The organism is Marinobacter sp. F3R08 (assembly GCF_018860425.1).
Lineage (GTDB): Bacteria > Pseudomonadota > Gammaproteobacteria > Pseudomonadales > Oleiphilaceae > Marinobacter.
This window is the reverse complement of record NZ_JAHKPI010000015.1, coordinates 266,572-289,665: the sequence shown is the minus strand read 5'-3', so window position 1 is coordinate 289,665 and position 23,094 is coordinate 266,572. Positions and strand designations below refer to the sequence as shown.

The following is a 23,094-nucleotide window of genomic DNA, read 5'->3' as shown; positions in this document are numbered from 1 at the left end:
TCTGGGCCACAAGGGTATTCTCATGGTGCTGTCTCCTCGCCGGACTCCTGCAACAACTCCCGGACACGTTTGGTAACGGCTTCATTGACCCTGCCACTCAACTGCAGACTGGTAAGCAGCGCGGGAATGTCTTCCTCAAGATTGACATTAAGAACGACCGGCTGCCCACCTCTCAGTTCCGGGTTTTCGCCTTCAAGGCGAAGGCCAAGGGTTAACTTACCCTGTTCATCATAGTCTATCGTGCTGTTGAGCACTGAATAGTGAAAGTTTTGCAACGCCTGAACCACGACATCCATGGTCTGATTACCACCGAGCATTGCCTGAAGCCTATCTGCTGGCAGTTGCAAACGGCCACCCGGTTCAATCGCTGCGAGACTGCCCCCACTTACCTGAACATTTCCGCTGCTGACACTCAAAGGAATGCGCCCACTCAGTAAGCCATTCCCTGCCAGTCCATCCGCCGGATACACCTCCATCAGACGGCTGAGGGAAACATCCTGGACCTCGACGGGAATCCGGTCACCACCTTCCTCCAGCTCATACACACCTGGGGTAATCCTGAGCGCCCCCTCCAGAAATCGGGCTCTCGCCTGCTGCACTTCCAGACGACCTTGCAGCAGACCGGTCTGCGGCGCACTGTATTCCCCGGAGAAACGCACCGAACTGACCGGGATTCCGGGATTGATCTCGCTCACCGAGATGTCTCTGAAGCTGGTGGTGATCTGTGCGCCGTCCAGAGCTCCCCGGACCAGGCCCGTGAGTCCGGCTACTGCAGTGCGGTTATACACACCACTGACATCCTCCAGATCGAGCGTACCACTGGCCTCAAGCTCATTGTCCAGGCCGAGAGAAACATCTACCGATAAACGCCCACTACCCGATTCGACGGTTAACAGATCAGGCCACCCGGACACAGTTTCCGCAAGCGCCTGAACCCCCTGCTCGCCCTCGATAGTGGTGTCGACAGATACTGAAACGCCGCCATCGGGGCCAAGACGAATATCAAGGTCCGCCGTGAGTCCGGAAGCGGAAACCAGTGTTCCCTCAATCCTGAGATCAGTCAGATGCCCCGCGACCCTGCCCTCGAAGTTCCAGGTTTGAGGTACCAGCAATGAATGCTCTAGTCGGGTGACATCAATCATGATATCGCCGTCGACTGCGATACGCTCGGCCCACGTGCCCGCCGCGCCATACTCAAAGGTAACCGTCGCATTGCTGAGGTCTGTCCGGACGTTTTCGAGCCGCAACGGCCGATCCGCGCCGGTAAACGCCAGGTAATCCGTCAAAATCAGTGAGGAAGGCGCAAACTCGATGATCGCAGCATCACTGCGGGCTGTCACAGAAGGCCTGATGTTGGCATGGCTCCCGGAGACTTCCCACCCCCCGGACCGGATATCCGGCAAGGCCATGCCCATCGAGCTCTGCTCAATGGCGAAGGACCAACCTGCAGCGGCCAGTGGCCACACCCAGAACAGGCAGACAACGGGCAGCAAACGGCGCCAGATTATGTGCTTTCGTTGCACGTCTCCTTCACTTGGCACAGAAACGATCCTGCAGAGAAAAGCGTTCAATGACGGTGTACACAGACCCCGTCGGGCCTGGTTTACTGTCATACAATACGAATTCGGTCACCGGGAACTGACCGAAATCCCACCTGCCCTGCTCTGCCAGCAGACCTTGCAAAGACCCCGCCTGTTTTTTGAAACGGGCCAGGGTAATGTGCGGGCGGAAAGCCCGGCGTTCCGGTTCCGGCCCGAGACTACCCATCTCCTGTACAAGGGCCTCTCGAAGAGCTGCAACCGGAGCTTCCGGCCGGATCCCGGCCCACAGGTACTTCGGCCTCTGAGGTGTGCCAAAACAACCAAGGCCTTCGACGTCCAGTTCGAAGGAACCAGGCCGGATTGCGCGGGCAGCACTGACCACAGATTCAAGACCCCTCTCGTCCACCGCCCCAAGAAACAGGAGCGTGATATGCATTTGTTCGGCACTCTGCCATTGAGCGCCCCCGACCGCTGACCCGACTTTCAGTAACCGGTCTTTGATCTCGGGGGGAATTTCCAAGCCGTAAAAAAGCCGTGGCATACCGGGTTACTCAACCTTGAGCTTTGGTCAGACAAGAATCTCGTTTACATCAACGTGCGCAGGCCGGACCAAAGCATACATGACCGCATTGGCAAACACCGCATCAATGCAGCCGGCACCAGGCGATACTCCTGTTTCGCCGCCGCTCGCGCCGGTTGTCAGAATTACAGGCCGATCTGCCATGACAATCGACTCCTGTCATTTGGAAAGTGCGGAAAGCGCTGTGTCTGCTGGCACCCGTTCGATCAGTCAGTATAGTATCAGCAGAATCAAGCCAACGATGGCCAGTGCCAGCAGAAACCAGCTGGCATAGTGATCAGGACGATTGCTACTGTCGTCAGCAACACGGCTGCCATGGGTGTCTGCGGTTTGTTCGTACTCTGACACCAATTGCCGCGCCCGGTAAAGATCGTCATCGTCGACATGAACATTGCTGAAACCGGCTGTTCCGATTTCGCCCATGGCACCCTGGAGATAATGACCACCAACATGGGCTTCGATACCGTTGGCTTCCAACAAACCAGCCACGATGTGCGCTTCCGTTATGTCTCGTGCCCGATAGGCAATTTCCAACACGCAACTCCTTCTTTGACCGTTCCGGGCTGAACCGGGATAAATCTGCGAGTATTATTCAGAGAGCTTCTGACTTGAAGCATAGTTTGCCCTGACTGGCGGGGCCACTAACGGACGGACGACCCATGCTCTGGACTATTCTTGCCATCATCCTGCTCATAGTTACCGCAACCCTGCTGCTGTTCCGGCTAGAAGACCTGTCTCATCTGGACCGGGATGATTATCCGGTAAGCAATGCAACACCAAGCGAGGCGAACAGAGAGGTTATGGGTCGCATTCGCGAACTTGGGCAATCCTCGAAAGGCCTGCGCGGCCGGGCCCGGCTGATGGCACTTCGGAAACACATGGACGGGCTCAGTGAAGGTCTTGAGCTGATATCCGAATTCCGTCATTGCGACTCACCTCTCGGTGAGTGGGTTCTCGCCCCTGATTGCGATACCCGCCGCCGCATTCTGTATATTCATGGCGGTGCCTGGGCGGCTGGGAGCCCCCGAAGCCACCGGGCAATCACGGACCGGTTATCACGAAAAACCGGAGCCGCGGTGTTCTCAGTGGACTACCGGCTGATGCCGGAGAACCGATTTATGGACGGCGTCCGGGATTGCCGGCAAGCCTACACCTGGCTTCTTAAGCATGGTCCCGAAGGTGCTGAGCCCGCCGATTTCATGATGGTGGCCGGGGACTCCGCAGGAGGCAGCCATACCCTGGGATTGATAGCCTGGATTCGGGACAACGGCTTGCGCCAGGCAGATGCCGCTATCGCGTTCTCACCGTCCACCGATCTGACCCTTACTGCACCGAGCAACCGAAGCAATATTGGTACCGACCCCCTGCTCGGGCCTGTTTTCGGTGGCTTGTCGAAAATCCCGCTGCCGGTCATCTGGTGGGCTACCCTTGCGGCATTCCGGGTCTCACCGACCAGTCCTGTCGCCTCACCACTGCGCGGAGATCTGAAGAATCTGCCGCCGACTCTGATCCAGGTCAGTGATACCGAAATGTTGCTGGACAACGCGCGTCGTTATGCGGCACGGGCCCGGGCAGCAGGCTCTCCGGTAACCCTTCACACCTGGCCCGGCATGGTGCATGTCTGGCAGATATTCGTACCGCTGCTTCCGGAAGCGGAAGAGGCCTTCGACGACATCAACGCTTTTCTGGAGCAACTGGAGTCTCAGGGAGGCGCCCAGGCTTCGGCTTAAACCTGAACCTTTCCGCGCAACGCCTTGGTTTTACCTTTTTTGGTTTTCTTGTCTACACGTTTGCGCTGTGAGGACCGGGTCGGTTTGGTGGGTCGACGAGCCTTGCGCGGCTTTACCGCTTCCTGAATCAGTTCTCTCAATCGCGCCAGTGCATCGTCCTTGTTCAACTCCAGGGTTCGAAAAGACTGAGCCTTGATAATCAGCACGCCTTCCTTGCTGATCCGCTGATCATTGAGCGACATCAGCCGTTCCTTATAGAACGGAGGCAAAGTGGAGTGTGGGATATCAAAGCGCAGGTGCACCGCGGAAGCGACTTTATTTACGTTCTGGCCACCAGCACCCTGGGCCCGGATCTGGGTTATTTCGATTTCCCAGTCGGCAAGTTCAACAGCGTTGGATAGTTTCAGCATCTGCTAAGGTTAACAAAATACCGACCTGCAGGCTTTCGAAACCTGTATCAGAGAAGAGAACCAACAGCGCCATGTGCGGACGATTCACCTTTTATACCCCACCAGACACCCTGATCCTCGATTTCTTTCCCGAGGGTGTGGAGGTGGACGGGCACTTTGATCCCAGCTACAACATGCCACCCGGTACCGGCATTCCCATGATCCGCATGAGCATGAACGGCTCCCTCGTGATGACGCACTCCCTCTGGGGTTTCCGCCCGGCCTGGGCCGGCGACAAGGCCCCCTCTCCGATTAATGCTCGCGCGGAAAGCGTGGCTACCTCAAAGTACTTCCGGGACGCCTTTGCCCACCATCGCTGCCTGATTCCTGCCAATGGCTGGTACGAGTGGCAGCAAACGGATCAGGGCAAGCAACCCTGCTACATCAGCCCGGCCGATGACCAGAAGCACCCGGCTATTTTCTTCGCTGGACTCTGGACACCCAGGGAAGGAGACGAGACCTCCACCTGCGCCATCATTACAGAACCCGCCGCCCGGCAACTGAAGCACATCCATGACCGACAGCCCGTGGTTCTCGATCCCACCTGCCTGAAGGACTGGCTGAATCCCGGAATCACTGATCGGGCCCGGGTTCGGGCAGTTACCCGAAGACTGGACACAGACCAGCTGACGGCCATATCCGTTTCTGCAGAAGTGAACAATCCGAGGCATAACACACCGGAGCTGATTCGGGAGCTGTAAAGCCTGTAGTAGTCCCTTAATACCCGCTGCTCCAATACCGCTGCTAATGTTCCCGGACCTGGCAATACAATCACAAGGAGACAGCCATGAGCGGGAAGAAAATTCTGATGATTACCGGTGATTTCACCGAAGACTACGAAACCATGGTGCCCTTCCAGGCACTGCAGGCCGTTGGTCATACCGTGCACGCCGTCTGTCCGGACAAGAAAGCCGGCGACACCGTTGCAACGGCCATTCATGATTTCGAGGGCGACCAGACCTACACCGAAAAGCCCGGTCACCGGTTCGCCCTGAATGCGGATTTTGAGGGCCTGGATCCGTCCGACTATGACGCTTTAGTGGTTCCCGGTGGCCGCGCCCCCGAATACCTTCGCCTGAACACCGAGGTGCAGAATCTGGTTCGTCACTTCTTCGAAACCAACAAGCCGGTGGCAGCGATTTGTCATGGCGCTCAATTGTTGGCAGCCGCAGGCGTTCTTGAAGGACGAACCTGTTCTGCCTACCCCGCTTGTCAACCGGAGGTGGAACTGGCCGGAGGCTCCTTCGCAGGCATTGAGGTTGATCAGGCCGTAACGGATGCTAATCTGGTAACTGCGCCTGCCTGGCCCGCTCATCCTGCCTGGCTGGCGCAGTTCTTCAAGCTGCTGGATCAATAATGCAGCAGGGGGCCGGCCTGCCGGCCCCGCAACGCTTCCAGGGAGGCATGTATGTGCAAACTATTTATTAACGCCGATCCCGAGCTTTGGGTAAGCCGGACACACTCCCTGCGCATTGACGGCATGGTAACCAGCGTACGAATGGAAAATGCATTCTGGCAGGCACTCACAGAGTTGGCGGCGCGGGATGACATGAACCTGCCACAGATGATTACCCGGCTCTACCACGAATCCATCGATGCCGGCCACGATCTGGGAAATTTCACGTCCTTCCTTCGAGTCTGTGCGCTCAGGTATCTTGAGTTGCAACTCAGCGGGGACGTTCCAAGAGATACAGGAGTATCGATTGGCTCTCTTGATGCAGATCGCATTCTCAAGACCCGTTCCGGTGAATCCGGCCTGTCAGACCTATCGACTGAAACCGCACACTGAAGCACGGCCTATCAACACATTCTCACGAACCGTAACCTGACATACTCGTCCCGGAACCTTATAGTCAGACGAACAGACACTTGTACAGGGTTACGAATGCTTCTTTCGCTGCAGAACATCCTCTTCCTGGCGGCACTGTCGCTCGTCCTCGGCGGTTGTGCCAGCAGCGGCAATCTGCAGCCCGACCCATCGGGCCGGATGCTTCAGTCAATTCCGGAAGCAGCAGAAGAACCCGGCAAGGCAAGACAACTCTGGCAAGTATTTGAACGCTACAGAGGCACGCCGTATGAGTACGGCGGCGCATCCGGCAGCGGTTTCGATTGCTCCGGTTTCATAATGACTGCCTACCAGGAAGGCCTTGGAAAACGTCTGCCACGAACCACCGGGCAGATGCTGGCAAGCGGTAACGTGATTCACCCCGGCGAGATCGAGCCGGGCGATGTGGTGTTCTTCAGGATTGGCGGCAAGGAACAGCACGCGGGAATCTACATGGGCGGAGATCGTTTTATTCACGCCTCTACCTCGTCTGGCGTCACCCAGTCTTCAATCAGCGGCTACTACTGGACGGGCCGCCTTACGGAAGCGCGGCGCTTTGACTGAAGCCTCGCGTCCTGTCTGATGTATCGCTTTGCCCGTCACAAGAAACTCATACCCGTCTGAGCGCTAGAGACCACCAAAGGTGAGATGCAGTGCAATCGCGGCCATCATGACGCCTATAACACCATCAATAATCCGCCACGCCAAAGGCCGGGAAAGAATCGGGGCGAGCGCTGAACCACCCCAGGCCAGCAGACCAAACCAGAGAATCGATGCACTGCTGGCGCCGGCAACAAAGGTTGTGGCATCTTCCTGCTGAGCACCCACCGCGGGGATCAGCAGCAGGGTGTCCAGATACACCTGAGGATTGAGCAAGGTAACGGCCAGGGTTGTAAGCACCACGGCTTTCAGACTTCTCTTGGTCACTTCTCCGGCCTCAAGGGCTGCCCTGCCGCGGCCAGCGCGGATAAAGGACTGGGTGGCCAGCCAGCCAAGGAAAGCCACGCCTAACCAGCGAAGAAGTTCCAGCGCCTCAGGCATGGCCATTAAAGCCGCACTGATCCCGAACATACCCAAAGTAAACAGGGTGACGTCCCCCACCATGCACAAGCCCGCTGACCACCAATGGTGTTCCCGGCGAATGGCCTGGCTCAGCAGATAGGCATTCTGCGCACCAATAGCCACAATAATGCCTCCGCAAACAATCAGTCCGGTCAGGTAACTCTCAAGCACGTCGGTTCCTCCTAAATTGATGAAGCAAGATTACCGGTTTGCCTCTATACTTGAAATTCATACTACTAATACTGCATAAGTATTCCTTATGATTGATTACAAACTCCTGGAAGCGCTGGCAACGGTCATTGAATGCGGGGGATTCGAGCGCGCAGGTGTCGCTCTCGGATTGAGTCAGTCGGCTGTCTCCCAACGCATCCGCACCCTGGAGATTCGGCTCGGGCAACCGGTTCTGGTGCGCAGCCCGGTGCTCAAGGCGACACCGGCCGGGCAACGCCTGCTGAACCACGTTCAACAGGTACAGCTTCTGGAGCGGGACCTGACAAAATCTATCCCGGCACTTTCCGAACCCGCTGCGCGCCTGCGCATTGCCCTGAATGCAGACAGCCTGGATACCTGGTGGGCAGCTGCTGTAGGTGCTTTCTGCGCGAATGAAGGCCTGTTGCTGGACCTGGTAATTGAGGATCAGGACGTAGGTCTGCGCCGGATGCGCGAAGGCGATGTAGCTGCCTGCCTGTGCAGCAGCCCTCAACCGGTTGCCGGTGCCCGCTGCGTTCCCATCGGCACCGTGACGTACATGCCTTTGGCGACCCCGGACTATGTTCATCGGTTTTTCGAGGCGGGCCTGAGCGAAACCAGCCTTCGAAATGCTCCGGCAATTGTCTTCGGGCCCAATGATCAGCTGCAACACCGATTTCTCGCCCAGTGCGGGTATCATGGCAGCTTCCCCTACCACCTTTGCCCTTCTTCGGAAGGTTTTGTAAAACTGGCACTGGCCGGCATGGGCTACGGCATGATTATGGAAATGCAGGCCCGTCCGGAAATCGATGCCGGCCGCCTGACAAGCATCGCTCCCGGGCACACCCTGGAAGTACAACTATACTGGCACTTCTGGCGCCATGGCGGCGGCATAATGGATCGCCTGACCCAGGCCTTGCGTTCGGCCGCCATGCTCAGCCCCGGGGATTGACTGGGGGAGTAACAAGATCATGCTTGAACACCCACCATTAAGAGAAAGGAAAGACGATTGGATCTGACAACGCCCGCGCTACTCTTCCCTGCCATCTCGCTTCTGCTATTGGCCTATACCAACCGGTTTCTTGTTTTGGCCCAGCTGATACGACAACTCAAACAGATGGACACCGAACAGGACAATGCCCTGATCGCACGGCAGATTGGCATGTTGCGCAGAAGGATTGTCCTGACAAAGCGGATGCAGACCTTCGGGGTGCTCAGTTTCTTCCTGTGCACAGTGTCCATGTTCCTTTTGTTTCTCGGTGCCGATCTGCCCGGGGTGATCGCGTTTGGCACCAGCCTGGTACTGCTGTCTATGTCGCTGCTGTATTCCCTTTACGAAATACAGATCTCAACGAACGCCATCAATGTTGAGCTGGCCAGTTTTGAGGCCCGGAAGAACGTCAGAATAGATATTGATTACTCCTGACGCCCGTTCTGGCGGTGATCTACAACTCTGACACCAAACCAGTGCGGAAACCTGAGCAGGCAAAACAGAGCTATCAGGTCGTACACCGCGTGCCAGATCATCACCAGCACCAGGCTCTCCGAGACCAGGTAGACCACGCCCAGAATCAGCCCCAACCCGGTTGCGACGAGAAAATAGGTAAACGACACATAGTGCACCAGCCCGAACAACACCGATGCCGCCGCAACAGCGGTCAGCGCATCGGTGTTTGCCATCAGCCAGCCCTGAAGCGCACCCCGGAAAAGCAGTTCCTCGCCGATACCCGCCAGCAAAGACAGCAGAACCAGAACGGCCGGGCTATAGCCAGAAGCGAAATCGTACAACCCCTGCATCTGCCGTTCGAGACTCTCCGGGAATAACCCGGGTATTCGAGAGAGCATCAGCAACACAGCGTAGGTAGCCACCGCGCCGCAAACCCCATAGAGAATGCTCGCCCACAAGCCAGGACCAAGGACCCATACGGGAATCCCGAAGAACAGTATGGCAAGTAACCCAAGCACACCAATGCCGCCCTGGAACAACACGGCGGCATTGGAGGACAGACCGGATTTCTGCTGTTCTCTCAGAGCCATTTACTGCTCAAACAGTGGCTTTACCGGGAACAGCGCGTCGTACTGCGGTGCCTGCTTCTGGGCCTTGGCCTGGAAGGATTTCATCATGTCCGTTGGGCGGAACATCCCTGCCTGCCAGGTCGCCATATATTTCAGGCTGTCTTCAACACTGTGATCACGGCTGTAGTTAAGCATTTCCTTGCAGCCGGTGACGGCCAGGGGAGAATTGGCGGCAATCTGCCGGGCAATATCCAACACTGCCGCGAGCATGGATTCCTGATCCGGGTAAACCGCATTCACAAAGCCCAGATTCTGAGACTCACTGGCGGAAAACTTGCGCCCGGTGTAGGCCAGTTCCCGTACCACGCCTTCCGGCATCAGTTTGGGCAGACGCTGGAGTGTGCCGACGTCGGCCGTCATACCCAGTTCAGTTTCCTTGATCGTGAAGTAGGCATCCTCCGTGCAGTACCGGCTGTCAGCCGCGCAAACCAGATCCAGGGCACCGCCAATACAACCGCCGTGAATCGCGGCCAGGACCGGAAGACGGACTTTTTCAAGGGACGTCAGAGTATCCTGTAACTGCAGCACTACCCTGCGCAGGTTTTCGGCCATGCGACCGGGATCCCCGCCCATGGGTACTGCTTTCGGATCACTGAATACACCCAGATCCATACCGGCCGAGAAGTGCTTGCCGGTGGAGGAGATTACGATGACGCGGGCATCGGTATTGGTTTCGATATCCTGCATGCAGCGGGGCAATTCAAGCCAGAACGCCTTGTTCATGGTGTTCAGCGCTTCAGGGCGGCTGAACTGGACATGGGCGATATGGTCTTTTACCTCGATCGAAAAACTCTCGTAACTGGACAACTCAGACAAGACTGCACTCCTTCTGTAAATTTCTTATTGCGGCTTATTAGCGGGAGCCCCGGCTAATATACTCTTGAATCTGCTACCTTCGTAGTATGGCGAGCAACGAGACGACACGTTAACCCGAAAAGGCCTGGTATGGAATTCACCTTTCTCGGCACTTCCGCCGGAACGCCAACCAAAGCACGCAATGTGACCGGCCTCGCACTGAGTCACGGCGGGCAGAAACGCTGGTACCTGATTGACTGCGGCGAAGGCACCCAGCATCAGTTGTTGAGAACGCACCATTCCGTGATGCAACTGCAGGCCATCTTTATCACCCATATCCATGGCGACCACACATTCGGATTGCCGGGGTTGCTCACCAGTGCCTCAATGCTCGGCCGTACTGACCCTCTCTATCTGATTGCCCCCAGGCCAGTGAAAACCTTTATTGACGCGGCCGTTGGAAACAGTGATTCCAGCCTCAGCTTTGAACTGAGGTTTGTGGACTCCGAAGCAGAGAGTTTCCATTGGGAAGACGACGCTCTGCGGGTTGCGGCAGTCTCCCTGTCTCACCGGGTGTCATGCCGGGCGTTTGTCTTTACCGAAAAGAACCTGGAACGCCAACTGCTCCGGGACAAGCTTGAGGCCGATGGCATTGACGCCGGGCCAGCCTGGGGCCGGTTGCAACAGGGCCACGACGTGGTGCTGGATGACGGACGCCTTGCCCTTAGCGATGACTACACTCACATTGCCAGACAACCGCGCAAAGTTATCGTTGCAGGTGACAACGATCAGCCCGAGCTGCTCCTGAAAGCCAGTTCCGGTGTTCAGGTAGTTATTCACGAAGCGACCTACACTCAGGAAGTCGCTGACCGGGTAGGACCCTGGCCACAGCACAGTTCAGCTGCCCAGGTAGCACGATTCGCTCAGACTGCAGGCATTCCGAATCTCGTTCTTACCCATTTCAGTTCCCGCTACCAGATCAACCCGAATGCGCCCCCTCACATTGGAGAGATCGAATCCGAAGCCAGAGGCATCTACCGCGGCAACCTTTATCTGGCTCAAGATTTCGCGCGCTATACCCTGGGCAAAGATCTCATACTGAGCACCACCGAGCGTCTATAATGCGATCATGGGTTCATGATGCCGACGAGGTTTACATGGGTCACTTTTGTAGCTTCACTTTGCGTTTGATAACGTTCAAATTACACTGCGCCAGGCAATAAACTGAAAACTGATTCACGTTTCACTGCTCAGGAAAGCGGTCAATGAGCCAGTCCAAGGGAAAACACTCCAGACTCAGCAAGGATGCGGTTGTGGTAACGCCGGGCCTTATTCCTTGCGGTTGTGTCATTCACAGCCTGACTCTGGATGCGAACGTACTACGCCTCGGCTTGAAGCATTTTTCGTCTCCCGCTGTATTTGACCAGCTATCATCATCTGCCGCTTCGCGGGCGGAGCTGCACGTTTTCTTCGATCACGAAAATGGCAAGCAGCACATTCACTTCAAGGGAGCAGTCCGTGCCGGTCGCGGCAAGAGTATTTCGCTCGAGATTTACGGGCCCGGCAAGACCCTCAAAGACGACGCTGACACCCTTTTGGAACACACGGGCGCGAGCAGGCAAACAGAAGAAACTCCAGATTCTTCCCTGAAAAAGCTCTTCAACCAGCATTGCCATCGGCTTCTCGAACAGTTGCTTCCCGAGTTTATGGAAGGCACGTTTGAGGGCATTGAAGCCGAGCTGGAACAGGCAGCCGAACTGCGTGAAATGACCCGACTCAAGGATATGCGCTTTATCTTCCAGAGCCGCCAACAGCGCATGCTTCAAGACTTTCAGGCGCAGTTTCAGGCCAACCTGGCTCTTCTTGAGCCCGCGACGAAACCCAGAACCAACCGCAAGGAACTGCACCTGCTGCAACAGCATGAGTTCGAAGACTGGCTGGATTTACAGGCCATTGCCAACGAAGTCAGCAAGGCAAACCCCGGAGCAATCTTCATACTCAACCAGCTTCTCAACCAGATATTCCGGCAGAACATCAACGAGAACAACAATCCACTGACTCCCAGGGCCTTGTGTGTTTGTCTGCAATACATGGTCGATCACCTGGGCATTGCGCGACAGCATCGTCTGACGATGTACCGTGCCTGGGAGACTGCATTAAGCACCATATGGCCCTCGGCCATTCGCTCTCTGATCAACGATTGCCGGCGGGCCGGACTTGACGCACTCGAGATGACCGAGCTCCCGGCAAACTGGTTCCAAAGGGAGTTGGCTTCGGACGATGCGGGGTTGATGACAGACAATTCAGAAGACCGTGCAGCCGACGCTCCGGACATCGAAAACATCGGACAAGCGGAACCCGGGATACCCTCGGCCGGGCGCTCCCTGTTCCAGCTTATGGCCCTGGAAGACAATCGAACCTCTGAGATTGCCGAATGGGAAGAACCCAACCCCCAACTCTCGGAAAATCTCCGATCCCGTCGCACAGAGCTCCTTGATCGCTTGCGTGACGGCGAAGCTGATATGGCAGAGCTGCTTCAGGAACTGGCTCACTCCGACTCGGACCTGGCGAACTCGCTTGACCATATGGCCGTCGAGAAAGCCAATCTGGTAGACCGCCTGTTTGCGCCTCTGGGCGCCCACGAAGAGCTATCAGATTCTCTACGTCACCAGCTGCAACAATTGCGGCTACCGGTGTTCGAGACTCTCGTTGAAACTCCGAACTTTCTGAATGGCAAAGACCATCCGGCCAGGGACATCATCAACGATCTGATGCACATTTGCCTTGCCGAGCGGGTATCAAGCAAAAAACTCGAGTCGACAGTTGCGGAAATCGTTCGGGAACTCACACAGATTGAAGCCTCAGATCCCGACTTGCTGGAAAGCCTTGGTCAGAAGCTCAAACAGCTGGTACAGCGCCAGGATCAGTCGTTTATACGCAATTCAGAAAGACTGGCCAAAACCCTGGAAGGCAAGGAACGCCTGCGCAAGACACGCCTGGATGCCCGTCAAAGGCTGAACACGCTCCTGGGAGGCAGACAGGTTCCGGCTATTGTGATCCACCTTCTTGAGGCCGGCTGGGAGCAGTTGATTGTTCTCACGATGCTGCGAGAGGGACCGGACAGTCGCCACTGCGAAGAACTGTTTGACGTGGTAACACAACTGCAAGCCTGGCTTTCTCCTGTCGGAGCCGCTGGTGAGCTGGCGTTTGAGCGCGAGCTTGAAAGCAGCGTCATGCTCCAGCTTATTGAACGCGAACTCCTGACAGCCGGGGAGGTATCCCGAATCCGTCCGGTCATGGACGAGTTAGCCTGCATTCTGCAGGGCGAGATGCAACCAGAGACCATCTGGGTGGACGAGTATGGCGAAGCAGACACTTCAGCCCCGGATCTGCCTCAGGAGCTCGAAGACAGCCGCTGGGTATCGAGAGCAAAGAATATCTCGGTCGGCGACTGGGTTGAGATCCTCCTCGACAATGGCGAGATGCGCCGAATGCGGCTGGTTTGGGGAGGCGAAAATTCGTTGCGATTTGTCTTTCTCTCCCCGAAGGGCATGAGTGAAATCAATTACGGGTTCCCGGAATTCGTGCAGAAACTGGCCGAGGGGGCAGTCTGGCTTGTTGAGGATGAGGACATCCCGTTCCTTGATCAAAGCCTGTTCACCATCGTCGAAGATGTCTATCGGAAGCTGAATTTTCAGGCCACCCATGATTCCCTGACCGGATGCATGCATCGTCATGATTTCGAAAAACAGCTATGCCGCCTGATTACTGCCTCTGAATCCGGATCGGGCGATGACCACGGGGCCTTGATGGCTCTCGATATTGATGAGTTCAGCGTTATCAATGCGTCCTACGGCGCGGAGGCTGGCGACACGCTGTTACGACACGTTGCTGATACCCTTCAGAATGGCTGCAAGAGCCGGTTCCGCGAGGCGCATATTGGTCGGATCGGTAGTAATGAGTTTGCAGTGCTCATTGGTGGCATCAGCATGGCAGATTGTCTGGACTTTGCCGAATCCCTGCGACGCGATTTTGAGCAAAAGTCCTTCCAGCATGGCGAGTCCGAATTTGGGGCTACCGTCAGCATCAGCATCCGGCCGGTAGCAGGCTCAACCACATCGGCTGGAGACCTTCTCAACCAGGCGAGCCTTTCTCTTAAGTCTGCCAAACGGCACGGGGGCAACCGGATCGAACTCGCCCGGGAAACCCATGAGCCGTCGAGTATCAGCATGCCACAGTGGGTGACTGAGATTGACCGGAGCATTCGTGATGGCAGCCTTTATCTGCGGGCCCAGACAATTGCCCCACTGGATCAGGAAAACGGTCAGGGCGAAATGTATGAACTTTTGCTCGGTCTTAAAGACAGCTCTGGCAAAGAGATTTCGCCTCAGGGCTATATTGAGGCTGCCGAGCAGTTCAAACGAAGCACGCGGGTTGATTTGTGGGTCGTTTCCGAAGCGATGTCCTGGATGCGCAACAACCCGGAAGCACTGGAAAAAATCAGTACCTTGAACGTCAATCTGTCAGGCGCTTCGTTAAGCGACGACACGTTTATGCTCGGTCTGGAATCCAGTCTCCGGGCAAACCCGGAGCTGACGCACAAGCTCTGCTTTGAGGTCACCGAGACCTCCGCTGTGGCCAATCTCCACTTTGCATCCGACTTTATGCGTGAGATAAAGCGGCTCAATTGCCGGTTCGCCCTAGATGACTTTGGCACGGGGCTGTCGTCCTACGCCTATCTGCAGAAACTTCCGGTGGACTTCGTGAAGATCGATGGCATTTTCGTCCGGGACATGGCCTCCAATCTCACGAATTACGCCATGGTTCGCTCGATCAACGAACTGTGCCACTTCCTGGATCTGCAAACCATTGCCGAATACGTGGAGGACATGGACATCATGGATACCCTGAGGGAAATTCAGGTGGACTACGCCCAGGGCTTTGCCATTGCCAGGCCGCGCAGACTGGATAGCCTGGGAACCGGTTCAACCGGTACCCCGGTTAGTGCCTATAAAAAATAGCTTTGCTTTTCCTGGTGGCAGGAGTACAGTGGGCCTCGTTGGAAAGATTTAGCAAAGCATTTCATCAATAAGACCGCTCAGTTGTAACACGTAGCACGTCCTGTTTTTGATCACGTTAGTTTTTTGTTTCCGCATACCGCTGACCAGGCGTCACAAGATGCTCTGGCGGCACATAAAATGATTGAAATCAGGAAAGTATATTATGTCTACAGTTACCGGTAACGTTAAGTTTTTCAACGAAGCAAAAGGTTTTGGCTTTATTACTCGTGAAAGCGGCCCGGACGTTTTTGTTCACTACAGCGCCATTCAGGGCGGCGGTTTCAAGACTCTGGCTGAAGGCCAGCAGGTCGAGTTCACCGTTACTCAGGGCCAGAAAGGTCCTCAGGCGGAAAACGTAGTTGCTCTGTAAATAACAGACGACACGTATAGAAAAAGGCAGCTTCGGCTGCCTTTTTGCGTTTCTTACCCTAGGAAATACCCTCTACCGGGATCGTCTCGGTATTCTTGATCTCCCGCAAAGCAAAGTTTGAGTTCACCTGGGCGATACCCTGCAGGGTGAAGATCTTCTCATTCAAAAACCGGTCGTAACTGGCCATATCCGGCACAATGACTCTGAGCACGAAATCGGCATTACCGGTCACCGCGAAGCATTGAAGAACCTCTGGATAACTGCTCACCTGCTGTTCAATCTCGGCCGTACTGTCAATGTTGTGCCGTTGCAGCGACAGATTGACCAGCACACACAGACCCTGACCAATGCGCTCCGGATCTACTCTTGCGCTGTACCCCTGAATCACACCGCTGTCCTCCAGTGTCCGCACCCGACGCCAGCAAGCGGCCGGTGACAAACCTACCTGCTCTGCCAATAACTGGTTACTGACACGTCCATCCTGCTGCAGTACCGATAGGATTTTCCGATCCAGTTTGTCGAGATCAACCTGTTTCATTTGGTAACACCTGATTTTTGTCAAAGGTTCTTTCTTTTTATTGTCATTGATCAAATATTCTTTCGCAAATCAGCGAGAATTTAAGCCAATAAGCAAGCACCTTTTGCGGACTTCGACCTAGAATTTTGATCATAAAATCGACAAAAAGGAGGGCACCATGTCCGCCGATACCCCACAACTCGACGATTACAAACTCGAAGACCGGTACCTGCGGGAATCCGGCCGGGTTTTTCTGACCGGCACACAGGCGCTGGTTCGAATTCCTCTGATGCAGGCTGCGCTGGATCGCAAACAGGGACTGAACACCGCCGGTATGGTCAGTGGCTACCGGGGCTCCCCCCTCGGCGCAGTCGATCAGGCGCTCTGGCAGGCCAAAGACCTGCTGGACGAGAACCGGATCGACTTTGTCCCGGCCATCAACGAGGATCTCGCAGCCACCATCATGCTGGGCACCCAACAGGTGGAGAGCGATGAAGACCGACAGGTAGAGGGCGTTTTCGGCCTCTGGTATGGCAAGGGGCCAGGTGTGGACCGCGCCGGCGATGCCCTGAAACATGGCACCACCTACGGATCTTCACCCCATGGCGGTGTGTTGGTGGTGGCAGGTGACGACCACGGCTGCGTGTCATCATCCATGCCCCATCAATCCGATGTGGCATTTATGAGCTTCTTCATGCCCACCATTAACCCGGCCAACATCGCCGAGTACCTGGAATTTGGTCTCTGGGGTTACGCCCTGTCCCGTTACAGCGGCTGCTGGGTCGGCTTCAAGGCCGTCTCGGAAACCGTGGAAAGCGCGGCCTCCGTTGAAATTCCGCCAGAACCGGATTTTGTTACCCCGGACGACTTCACCGCACCTGAAAGCGGGCTTCATTACCGCTGGCCGGATCTGCCCGGGCCCCAGCTTGAAACTCGCATTGAGCACAAGCTCGCTGCCGTACAGGCGTTTGCCCGAGCCAACCGCATAGACCGCTGCCTGTTCGGGAACCCGAAAGCCCGCTTCGGCATTGTCACTACCGGCAAGGGCCATCTGGACCTGCTTGAAGCCCTTGAGCTGTTGGGCATCGATGAGGCCCAGGCACGGGATATGGGGCTGGACATCTACAAGGTCGGCATGGTCTGGCCCCTGGAACGCCGCGGCATTCTCGACTTTGTTCATGGCAAAGAAGAAGTCCTGGTTATCGAGGAGAAGCGGGGCATCATCGAGAGTCAGATCAAGGAGTACATGTCTGAGCCGGATCGCCCCGGAGAGGTTCTGATTACCGGCAAACAGGATGAACTTGGGCGCCCGCTGATTCCCTACGTGGGCGAGCTGAGCCCGAAGCTGGTGGCCGGTTTCCTGGCCGCCAGGCTCGGCCGGTTCTTCTCGCTGGATTTCAGTGCCCGCATGGCCGAAATCAGCGCAATGACCACCGCCCAGGATCCGGGCGGTGTCAGGCGCCTGCCCTATTTCTGCTCCGGCTGCCCCCACAACACCTCCACCAGGGTTCCGGAGGGCAGCAAGGCCCTCGCCGGTATTGGCTGCCATTTCATGGCTTCCTGGATGGGTCGGAAGACAGAGTCGCTTATACAGATGGGAGGCGAAGGCGTTAACTGGATTGGCAAGAGCCGTTACACCGGCAATCCTCACGTTTTCCAGAACCTCGGTGAAGGCACCTACTTCCATTCCGGTTCCATGGCGATCCGTCAGGCGGTGGCTGCGGGTATCAACATTACCTACAAGATCCTGTTCAACGACGCCGTCGCCATGACCGGCGGTCAGCCGGTTGATGGTCAGATCACGGTTCCGATGATCGCCCAACAGGTAGCGTCTGAAGGCGTTCGCCGTGTCGTCGTACTTAGCGATGAGCCGGAAAAATACGATGGTCATAAAGATCAGTTCCCGAAAGACGTAACCTTCCACGACCGTTCCGAACTGGATACGGTTCAGCGTGAGCTTCGGGATATACCCGGTTGCACCGTGCTGATCTACGACCAGACCTGCGCCGCTGAGAAACGCCGTCGGCGCAAACGCAAGCAGTTCCCGGATCCCGCCAAGCGTGCATTCATCAACCACCATGTCTGTGAAGGTTGCGGTGACTGTTCGGTTCAATCCAACTGTCTCTCGGTTGTGCCCCGCAATACGGAACTGGGCCGCAAGCGCAAGATCGATCAGTCCTCCTGCAACAAGGACTTCTCCTGCGTGAAGGGTTTCTGCCCCAGCTTCGTGACCATTGAAGGTGGACAGCTGCGTAAATCCCGGGGTGTTGATACCGGCTCCATACTCTCCCGCAAGCTGGCTGACATTCCAGCCCCCCGTTTGCCGGAAATGCCGGGCTCCTATGATCTGCTCGTGGGCGGTGTTGGCGGCACTGGCGTGGTAACTGTAGGCCAGCTGATCACCATGGCGGCCCATCTGGAATCCCGTGGTGCCTCGGTACTGGATTTCATGGGATTTGCGCAAAAAGGCGGCACAGTCCTGAGCTACGTGCGGATGGCACCGTCTCCGGACAAGCTCCATCAGGTGCGGATCAGCAATGGCCAGGCCGACGCGGTCATCGCCTGTGATCTGGTAGTAGCGTCATCCCAGAAAGCCCTGAGCGTGCTCAGGCCAAACCATACCCGGATTGTCGCCAACGAAGCGGAACTGCCCACCGCTGACTACGTACTCTACCGCGATGCCGATATGAAGGCCGACAAGCGGCTTGGCCTGCTGAAAGACGCCGTTGGCGAGAACCATTTCGATCAGCTGGACGCCAATGGCATTGCCGAAAAGCTGATGGGTGACACCGTATTTTCCAACGTGATGATGCTCGGGTTCGCCTGGCAAAAGGGCTTGTTGCCCCTTTCAGAGGCCGCCCTGAAAAAGGCCATTGAACTCAATGGCGTCGCCATCGAGCGCAACAAGGAAGCCTTCGGGTGGGGCCGACTGGCGGCTGTGGATCTGAGCGCAGTGACGGATCTGCTGGACGACAACAAGGCTCAGGTTGTTGAGGTGAAACCCGAACCAACCCTGGATGAATTGATCACCATCCGTCACAAGCATCTGGTCAGCTACCAGAACCAACGCTGGGCCGATCAATATCGGGCCAGCGTTGCCGGCGTCCGGAAGGCGGAGGAAGCTCTCGGTGAGACCAACCTTCTGCTGACCCGCGCAGTGGCCCAGCAGTTATACCGGTTCATGGCCTACAAGGATGAGTACGAAGTGGCCCGGCTGTTTGCCGAAACCGACTTCATGAAAGAAGTGGAGAAAACCTTTGAGGGAGACTACAAGGTCCACTTCCACCTGGCCCCGCCTCTGCTCAGCAGTGAGACCGATGCCCAGGGTCGGCCGAAAAAACGTCGGTTCGGCCCCTGGATGTTCCGGGCCTTCCGTTTTCTGGCGAAACTTCGCAGCCTGCGCGGAACTCCCATGGACCCGTTCCGCTATTCCACCGACCGCAAGCTCGATCGTGCCCTGCTGAAGGACTACCAGACCCTGGTTGCCAGGATCGGTCGGGAGCTCAACGCCAGCAACTATGAGACTTTCCTGCAACTTGCCGAGCTGCCTGCTGATGTGCGGGGCTACGGCCCGGTACGGGAACAGGCGGCAGAGAGTATCCGTGAAAAACAGACACAGCTGATCAAGGCTCTGGACACCGGTCGACCAACTCTGATTCGCACTCAACAGGCCGAGGAGGGAACACACCATGTTTGAAGCACTCCAGCCCCTGCCCCAGGATCCGATTCTGCAGCTGATGCAGACCTTTCGTGAGGACAATCGGCCGGAAAAGGTGGATCTGGGCATCGGCGTGTATAAGGATGACGCCGGCAATACCCCAATCATGACCGCCGTGCACGAAGCCGAACGCCGTCTGCTTGAGGGTGAAACCACCAAAAGCTACGTTGGGCCCGCCGGTTCCGCCGGGTTCAACAAGGCCATGGCGGAACTGATCCTGGGAAGCAATAGCCCGCTGATCCGTGACAGCCGTGTATCGGTCATCCAGACACCGGGCGGCTGCGGGGCCCTGCGTATGGCGGCCGAGTTTCTGAGGCTTTGCAAGCCGGATACAAACGTCTGGGTAAGCACGCCCACCTGGGCCAACCACATACCGCTGCTTGGTGGTGCCGGTCTGACTATTCGAGAATATCCGTACCTCAATCCACAGACACTGCAGGTAGACTTCGCTGCCATGCTGGAAAGCCTTGAGCAGGCAGCTCCGGGCGATGTGGTGTTGCTTCATGGATGTTGCCACAACCCGTCGGGCGCGGACCTGAGTCTGCCCCAATGGCAGGAGGTGACCAGGCTGATCCAACGTAAGGGCCTGTTGCCGTTTGTCGACATCGCCTACCAGGGCCTTGGCGAAGGCCTCGATGCGGATGCGGCAGGCCTGAGACATCTGGCCGGCGCGGTGCCGGAAATGCTGATTGCGGCGTCCTGTTCCAAGAACTTCGGGTTATACCGGGAACGCACAGGCGCGCTGGCTCTGATTTCAGGAACAGCGACCATCAACGCAGCAGCCACCAGCCAGCTGCTGAGTGTTATCCGGTCTCACTATTCGATGCCACCGGCCCATGGTGCCGCAATCGTCGAGACCATTCTGGACGACGACGGTCTTCGAACCCAGTGGCAAGCGGAGCTTGAGGGCATGTGTGCGCGCATCCTGCACCTGCGTCATGCCTTTTCGGATGCACTTGCACCGGTGGGTGACTTCGGTTTCATCGCCCATCAGCGCGGCATGTTCTCGTTCCTCGGTATCAGCCCGGAGCAGGTTGGCCAGCTGCGCAAGGAACACGGGATCTACATGCTGGAGAGCAGCCGGGTAAACGTCGCCGGTCTGAACGATCGGGTTTTGCCACAGGTGGCTTCAGCACTGCGCGAGGTTCTTGGCAAGTAAACATTTCAGAACATCAGAAACCTTCAATCCGACAAAAACAATTAGCCGGAGAAAAGAATGAGTGAGAGCACACAACCCCATCAGCAAGCCAACAGCCTCTGGTCGTCGAGAATGGCCTTTGTCCTGGCGGCTGCCGGCTCGGCAGTCGGCCTCGGGAATATCTGGAAGTTCCCCTACATTACCGGTGAGAACGGCGGTGGCGCCTTCGTGCTGATCTACCTTGCCTGCATCTTCCTGATTGGTGTGCCGGTACTGATTGCTGAAACCATGATCGGCCGCCGCGGCGGCCAGAGCCCTGTGGCTACCATGCGCACCCTGACCGAGACCGAAGGCACCGCCAGAGGCTGGAGAGCCATCGGCTGGAATGGCGTTATTGCCTCGTTTCTGGTGTTGTCGTTCTATGCAGTGATCGGCGGATGGGCTCTCGTCTATATCGGCAAGGCCGCTGCCGGGCTGTTTACCGGCGCAGACGCCGAAACCATTGGCAGCCAGTTCGGTGGACTGCTGGCGAACCCCTGGGAACTGCTGCTGTGGCACACCGTGTTTATGGCCATTGTGGTGTTTATTGTTGGACGAGGCATCCGCTCAGGACTGGAGAAAGCGGTAAACATGCTGATGCCCCTGCTTTTCGTACTGTTGATCGCGATGGTCATCTACGCCATGAACAGCGGCAGCTTTGGCCAGGCGGTGAGCTTCATGTTCTCGCCGGATTTCAGCAAGATCACCACGGCCGGCGTTCTGACAGCCCTGGGGCACGCCGCCTTTACCCTGAGCATCGGCATTGGCGTGATCATGGCATACGGCTCGTATCTGCCGAAGCACGTCAACATTGCCAGAACCGCCATAACCATCGCGGTTCTGGACACCAGCGTCGCGCTTCTTGCAGGGCTTGCCATCTTTCCGCTGGTCTTTGCCAATGGCCTGGAACCTGGCGCGGGTCCTGGCCTGATCTTTGTAACTCTGCCACTGGCGTTTGGTCAGATGAGTGGTGGCGCGCTGTTCGGCAGTATTTTCTTTGCCTTGCTGCTGGTCGCGGCCATCACCTCGGCCATCTCCATGCTGGAACCGGTGGTGGAATGGCTGGAAGAACATAAAGGCGTCAGCCGGGCTAAAAGCGCGCTGGGCGGTGGTCTGGCGATCTGGTTTATCGGTATTGGTACCGTATTGTCGTTCAACATCTGGGACAGTGTGCATCCGCTCGGTTTCATCCCGTTCTTCGAGGGCAAGACAGTGTTCGACCTGCTCGACTTCCTGGTCTCCAACCTGATGATGCCTCTGGGAGGCCTGGCGATTGCCCTGTTTGCCGGCTGGGCCATGAAGCCAGAGCGTCTGCCGTCAGACATTGGTCTGCAAGGAAGCACCTACAAGGCGTTCATGTTTGTGCTCCGGTATGTGACTCCTGCCGGTATCGCCGTGGTGTTCCTTTACAACCTGGTGTGAAGGCAGGCTGCACTTGTGACTACAAACGCCCGGTGAACTTCACCGGGCTTTTTTTTGACAGACTCAACCGGGTACTGCCAATCTGAAAACAGAACAATGGACACATGTTCTGCAGCTCACATGGAAAAGGAGAACTCCCATGTACAGCAAGATCCTCGTTCCGATCGACCTCGCCCACACCGATAAAATGGCAAAGGCGCTCAATACCTCCATTGATATTGCCAAACACTACAACGCTACTCTCTGCTACGTGACCGTAACCAACAGTACGCCCGGAGCCGCCGCACACAATCCGAAGGAACTCGCGGAAAAGCTCCGCGTCTTTGCGGAAGAGCAGGGTCAGTCCCACGGCATCAAAACAGACAGTATGGTCATAGAATCAGCAGATACCGCCGTAGAGCTGGATGACAAGCTGTTGAAAGCCATAAAGAAAACCGGTGCCGACCTGGTGGTCATGGCGTCGCATCCTCCGGGCATCGGCGACAGGCTTCATATTCTCCACTCCAACGGTGCCAATATCGTCAAACACAGTAATATTTCAGTGTTTGTCGTGCGCTAAGGATACCCTCTCATACGCGGGCAT

General features: G+C 56.6%; 23 protein-coding genes. 14 read left to right on the top strand and 9 right to left on the bottom strand.

All coding sequences use genetic code 11. The features are described from left to right. Window positions 1-20 precede the first annotated feature (20 nt). The 4 genes from KO499_RS10425 to KO499_RS10410 form a co-directional block, all read right to left on the bottom strand. Window positions 21-1,541 carry a YdbH domain-containing protein gene (locus KO499_RS10425; protein ID WP_323133338.1) on the bottom strand — a complete coding sequence of 507 codons (1,521 nt, stop codon included), beginning with the start codon at window positions 1,539-1,541 and terminating at the stop codon, window positions 21-23. Continuing rightward, on the bottom strand, window positions 1,531-2,082 hold the full coding sequence (gene thpR, locus KO499_RS10420) for an RNA 2',3'-cyclic phosphodiesterase (protein ID WP_215983674.1): 552 nt from the start codon (window positions 2,080-2,082) through the stop codon (window positions 1,531-1,533). Before thpR ends, KO499_RS10425 begins: the two co-directional genes overlap by 11 nt. A 27-nt stretch (window positions 2,083-2,109) precedes the next feature. Next, entirely contained in the window at window positions 2,110-2,265 is a 156-nt protein-coding gene (locus KO499_RS10415) for a hypothetical protein (protein WP_215983915.1), read from the bottom strand. Window positions 2,266-2,331: 66 nt separating this feature from the next. Further along, a complete protein-coding gene (locus KO499_RS10410; RefSeq protein WP_323133337.1) occupies window positions 2,332-2,658 on the bottom strand; it encodes a DUF2007 domain-containing protein in 327 nt (108 codons plus the stop codon). Between the two features lie 122 nt (window positions 2,659-2,780). Here KO499_RS10410 and KO499_RS10405 point away from each other — a divergent pair, with 122 nt between their 5' ends. Further along, window positions 2,781-3,851 (top strand): alpha/beta hydrolase, encoded by a 1,071-nt coding sequence (locus tag KO499_RS10405; protein ID WP_215983672.1) that lies wholly within the window; start codon window positions 2,781-2,783, stop codon window positions 3,849-3,851. Here the strand turns inward: KO499_RS10405 and arfB are convergent. Beyond that, complete coding sequence (arfB, locus tag KO499_RS10400; protein ID WP_215983671.1) at window positions 3,848-4,261, bottom strand: alternative ribosome rescue aminoacyl-tRNA hydrolase ArfB; 414 nt, start codon at window positions 4,259-4,261, stop codon at window positions 3,848-3,850. The two genes, KO499_RS10405 and arfB, sit on opposite strands and share 4 nt — an antisense overlap. Window positions 4,262-4,332: 71 nt before the next feature. Between arfB and KO499_RS10395 the strand changes: the two genes are divergently transcribed. The 4 genes from KO499_RS10395 to KO499_RS10380 all read left to right on the top strand — a co-directional run bounded on the left by KO499_RS10395 (window position 4,333) and on the right by KO499_RS10380 (window position 6,689). Beyond that, window positions 4,333-5,001, top strand: a complete 669-nt coding sequence (locus KO499_RS10395; protein ID WP_215983670.1) for an SOS response-associated peptidase — start codon at window positions 4,333-4,335, stop codon at window positions 4,999-5,001. 86 nt (window positions 5,002-5,087) lie between these two features. Continuing rightward, window positions 5,088-5,657, top strand: a complete 570-nt coding sequence (locus KO499_RS10390) for a DJ-1/PfpI family protein (RefSeq protein WP_215983669.1) — start codon at window positions 5,088-5,090, stop codon at window positions 5,655-5,657. 51 nt (window positions 5,658-5,708) lie between these two features. After that, on the top strand, window positions 5,709-6,089 hold the full coding sequence (locus KO499_RS10385) for a ribbon-helix-helix domain-containing protein (protein WP_215983668.1): 381 nt from the start codon (window positions 5,709-5,711) through the stop codon (window positions 6,087-6,089). Between the two features lie 96 nt (window positions 6,090-6,185). Then, window positions 6,186-6,689, top strand: a complete 504-nt coding sequence (locus KO499_RS10380; protein WP_215983667.1) for a C40 family peptidase — start codon at window positions 6,186-6,188, stop codon at window positions 6,687-6,689. 63 nt (window positions 6,690-6,752) lie between these two features. Here the strand turns inward: KO499_RS10380 and KO499_RS10375 are convergent, their stop codons facing one another. Then, window positions 6,753-7,358: a LysE/ArgO family amino acid transporter gene (locus KO499_RS10375; RefSeq protein ID WP_215983666.1), complete on the bottom strand. Its 606-nt coding sequence runs from the start codon at window positions 7,356-7,358 to the stop codon at window positions 6,753-6,755. Between the two features lie 88 nt (window positions 7,359-7,446). On the opposite strand from KO499_RS10375, the gene KO499_RS10370 reads away from it, so the two are divergent. Beyond that, window positions 7,447-8,328, top strand: a complete 882-nt coding sequence (locus KO499_RS10370; protein ID WP_215983665.1) for a LysR family transcriptional regulator ArgP — start codon at window positions 7,447-7,449, stop codon at window positions 8,326-8,328. Between the two features lie 57 nt (window positions 8,329-8,385). Further along, window positions 8,386-8,802, top strand: a complete 417-nt coding sequence (locus KO499_RS10365) for a DUF2721 domain-containing protein (RefSeq protein WP_215983664.1) — start codon at window positions 8,386-8,388, stop codon at window positions 8,800-8,802. Here KO499_RS10365 and KO499_RS10360 read toward each other — a convergent pair. Together KO499_RS10360 and KO499_RS10355 are read right to left on the bottom strand one after the other, a co-directional pair. Continuing rightward, complete coding sequence (locus KO499_RS10360) at window positions 8,793-9,413, bottom strand: CPBP family intramembrane glutamic endopeptidase (protein WP_215983663.1); 621 nt, start codon at window positions 9,411-9,413, stop codon at window positions 8,793-8,795. The two genes, KO499_RS10365 and KO499_RS10360, sit on opposite strands and share 10 nt — an antisense overlap. Then, a complete protein-coding gene (locus KO499_RS10355; protein WP_215983662.1) occupies window positions 9,414-10,268 on the bottom strand; it encodes a crotonase/enoyl-CoA hydratase family protein in 855 nt (284 codons plus the stop codon). It abuts the gene before it with no gap. 129 nt (window positions 10,269-10,397) lie between these two features. Between KO499_RS10355 and KO499_RS10350 the strand changes: the two genes are divergently transcribed. The 3 genes from KO499_RS10350 (at window position 10,398) to KO499_RS10340 (ending at window position 15,677) form a co-directional block, all read left to right on the top strand. Next, window positions 10,398-11,369 (top strand): ribonuclease Z, encoded by a 972-nt coding sequence (locus tag KO499_RS10350; protein ID WP_215983661.1) that lies wholly within the window; start codon window positions 10,398-10,400, stop codon window positions 11,367-11,369. 143 nt (window positions 11,370-11,512) lie between these two features. Next, window positions 11,513-15,268: a DUF1631 family protein gene (locus KO499_RS10345; RefSeq protein WP_215983660.1), complete on the top strand. Its 3,756-nt coding sequence runs from the start codon at window positions 11,513-11,515 to the stop codon at window positions 15,266-15,268. A 202-nt stretch (window positions 15,269-15,470) separates the two neighbouring features. Continuing rightward, window positions 15,471-15,677: a cold-shock protein gene (locus KO499_RS10340; protein ID WP_008176018.1), complete on the top strand. Its 207-nt coding sequence runs from the start codon at window positions 15,471-15,473 to the stop codon at window positions 15,675-15,677. Between the two features lie 58 nt (window positions 15,678-15,735). Here KO499_RS10340 and KO499_RS10335 read toward each other — a convergent pair whose 3' ends face one another. After that, window positions 15,736-16,215: an Lrp/AsnC family transcriptional regulator gene (locus KO499_RS10335; protein WP_215983659.1), complete on the bottom strand. Its 480-nt coding sequence runs from the start codon at window positions 16,213-16,215 to the stop codon at window positions 15,736-15,738. A gap of 157 nt (window positions 16,216-16,372) precedes the next feature. Here KO499_RS10335 and KO499_RS10330 point away from each other — a divergent pair, with 157 nt between their 5' ends. From KO499_RS10330 to KO499_RS10315, 4 genes are all read left to right on the top strand, one after another. After that, entirely contained in the window at window positions 16,373-19,891 is a 3,519-nt protein-coding gene (locus tag KO499_RS10330) for an indolepyruvate ferredoxin oxidoreductase family protein (protein WP_215983658.1), read from the top strand. Beyond that, window positions 19,884-21,071: an aromatic amino acid transaminase gene (locus KO499_RS10325; protein ID WP_215983657.1), complete on the top strand. Its 1,188-nt coding sequence runs from the start codon at window positions 19,884-19,886 to the stop codon at window positions 21,069-21,071. The genes KO499_RS10330 and KO499_RS10325 overlap by 8 nt, the downstream gene beginning before the upstream one ends. Window positions 21,072-21,128: 57 nt before the next feature. After that, window positions 21,129-22,511: a sodium-dependent transporter gene (locus KO499_RS10320; RefSeq protein ID WP_215983656.1), complete on the top strand. Its 1,383-nt coding sequence runs from the start codon at window positions 21,129-21,131 to the stop codon at window positions 22,509-22,511. A 139-nt stretch (window positions 22,512-22,650) separates the two neighbouring features. Beyond that, entirely contained in the window at window positions 22,651-23,070 is a 420-nt protein-coding gene (locus tag KO499_RS10315; protein ID WP_215983655.1) for a universal stress protein, read from the top strand. Window positions 23,071-23,094: the final 24 nt, after the last annotated feature.

Bases quoted from the DNA above. Each gene is read 5' to 3' on its own strand.
- KO499_RS10330 (WP_215983658.1), top strand. From the start codon at position 16,373: ATGTCCGCCGATACCCCACAACTCGACGATTACAAACTCGAAGACCGG.
- KO499_RS10320 (WP_215983656.1), top strand. From the start codon at position 21,129: ATGAGTGAGAGCACACAACCCCATCAGCAAGCCAACAGCCTCTGGTCG.
- KO499_RS10370 (WP_215983665.1), top strand. From the start codon at position 7,447: ATGATTGATTACAAACTCCTGGAAGCGCTGGCAACGGTCATTGAATGC.
- KO499_RS10350 (WP_215983661.1), top strand. From the start codon at position 10,398: ATGGAATTCACCTTTCTCGGCACTTCCGCCGGAACGCCAACCAAAGCA.
- KO499_RS10405 (WP_215983672.1), top strand. From the start codon at position 2,781: ATGCTCTGGACTATTCTTGCCATCATCCTGCTCATAGTTACCGCAACC.
- KO499_RS10390 (WP_215983669.1), top strand. From the start codon at position 5,088: ATGAGCGGGAAGAAAATTCTGATGATTACCGGTGATTTCACCGAAGAC.
- thpR (WP_215983674.1), bottom strand. From the start codon at position 2,082: ATGCCACGGCTTTTTTACGGCTTGGAAATTCCCCCCGAGATCAAAGAC.
- KO499_RS10335 (WP_215983659.1), bottom strand. From the start codon at position 16,215: ATGAAACAGGTTGATCTCGACAAACTGGATCGGAAAATCCTATCGGTA.
- KO499_RS10385 (WP_215983668.1), top strand. From the start codon at position 5,709: ATGTGCAAACTATTTATTAACGCCGATCCCGAGCTTTGGGTAAGCCGG.
- KO499_RS10340 (WP_008176018.1), top strand. From the start codon at position 15,471: ATGTCTACAGTTACCGGTAACGTTAAGTTTTTCAACGAAGCAAAAGGT.
- KO499_RS10415 (WP_215983915.1), bottom strand. From the start codon at position 2,265: ATGGCAGATCGGCCTGTAATTCTGACAACCGGCGCGAGCGGCGGCGAA.
- KO499_RS10315 (WP_215983655.1), top strand. From the start codon at position 22,651: ATGTACAGCAAGATCCTCGTTCCGATCGACCTCGCCCACACCGATAAA.
- KO499_RS10360 (WP_215983663.1), bottom strand. From the start codon at position 9,413: ATGGCTCTGAGAGAACAGCAGAAATCCGGTCTGTCCTCCAATGCCGCC.
- KO499_RS10325 (WP_215983657.1), top strand. From the start codon at position 19,884: ATGTTTGAAGCACTCCAGCCCCTGCCCCAGGATCCGATTCTGCAGCTG.
- KO499_RS10395 (WP_215983670.1), top strand. From the start codon at position 4,333: ATGTGCGGACGATTCACCTTTTATACCCCACCAGACACCCTGATCCTC.
- KO499_RS10345 (WP_215983660.1), top strand. From the start codon at position 11,513: ATGAGCCAGTCCAAGGGAAAACACTCCAGACTCAGCAAGGATGCGGTT.
- KO499_RS10380 (WP_215983667.1), top strand. From the start codon at position 6,186: ATGCTTCTTTCGCTGCAGAACATCCTCTTCCTGGCGGCACTGTCGCTC.
- arfB (WP_215983671.1), bottom strand. From the start codon at position 4,261: ATGCTGAAACTATCCAACGCTGTTGAACTTGCCGACTGGGAAATCGAA.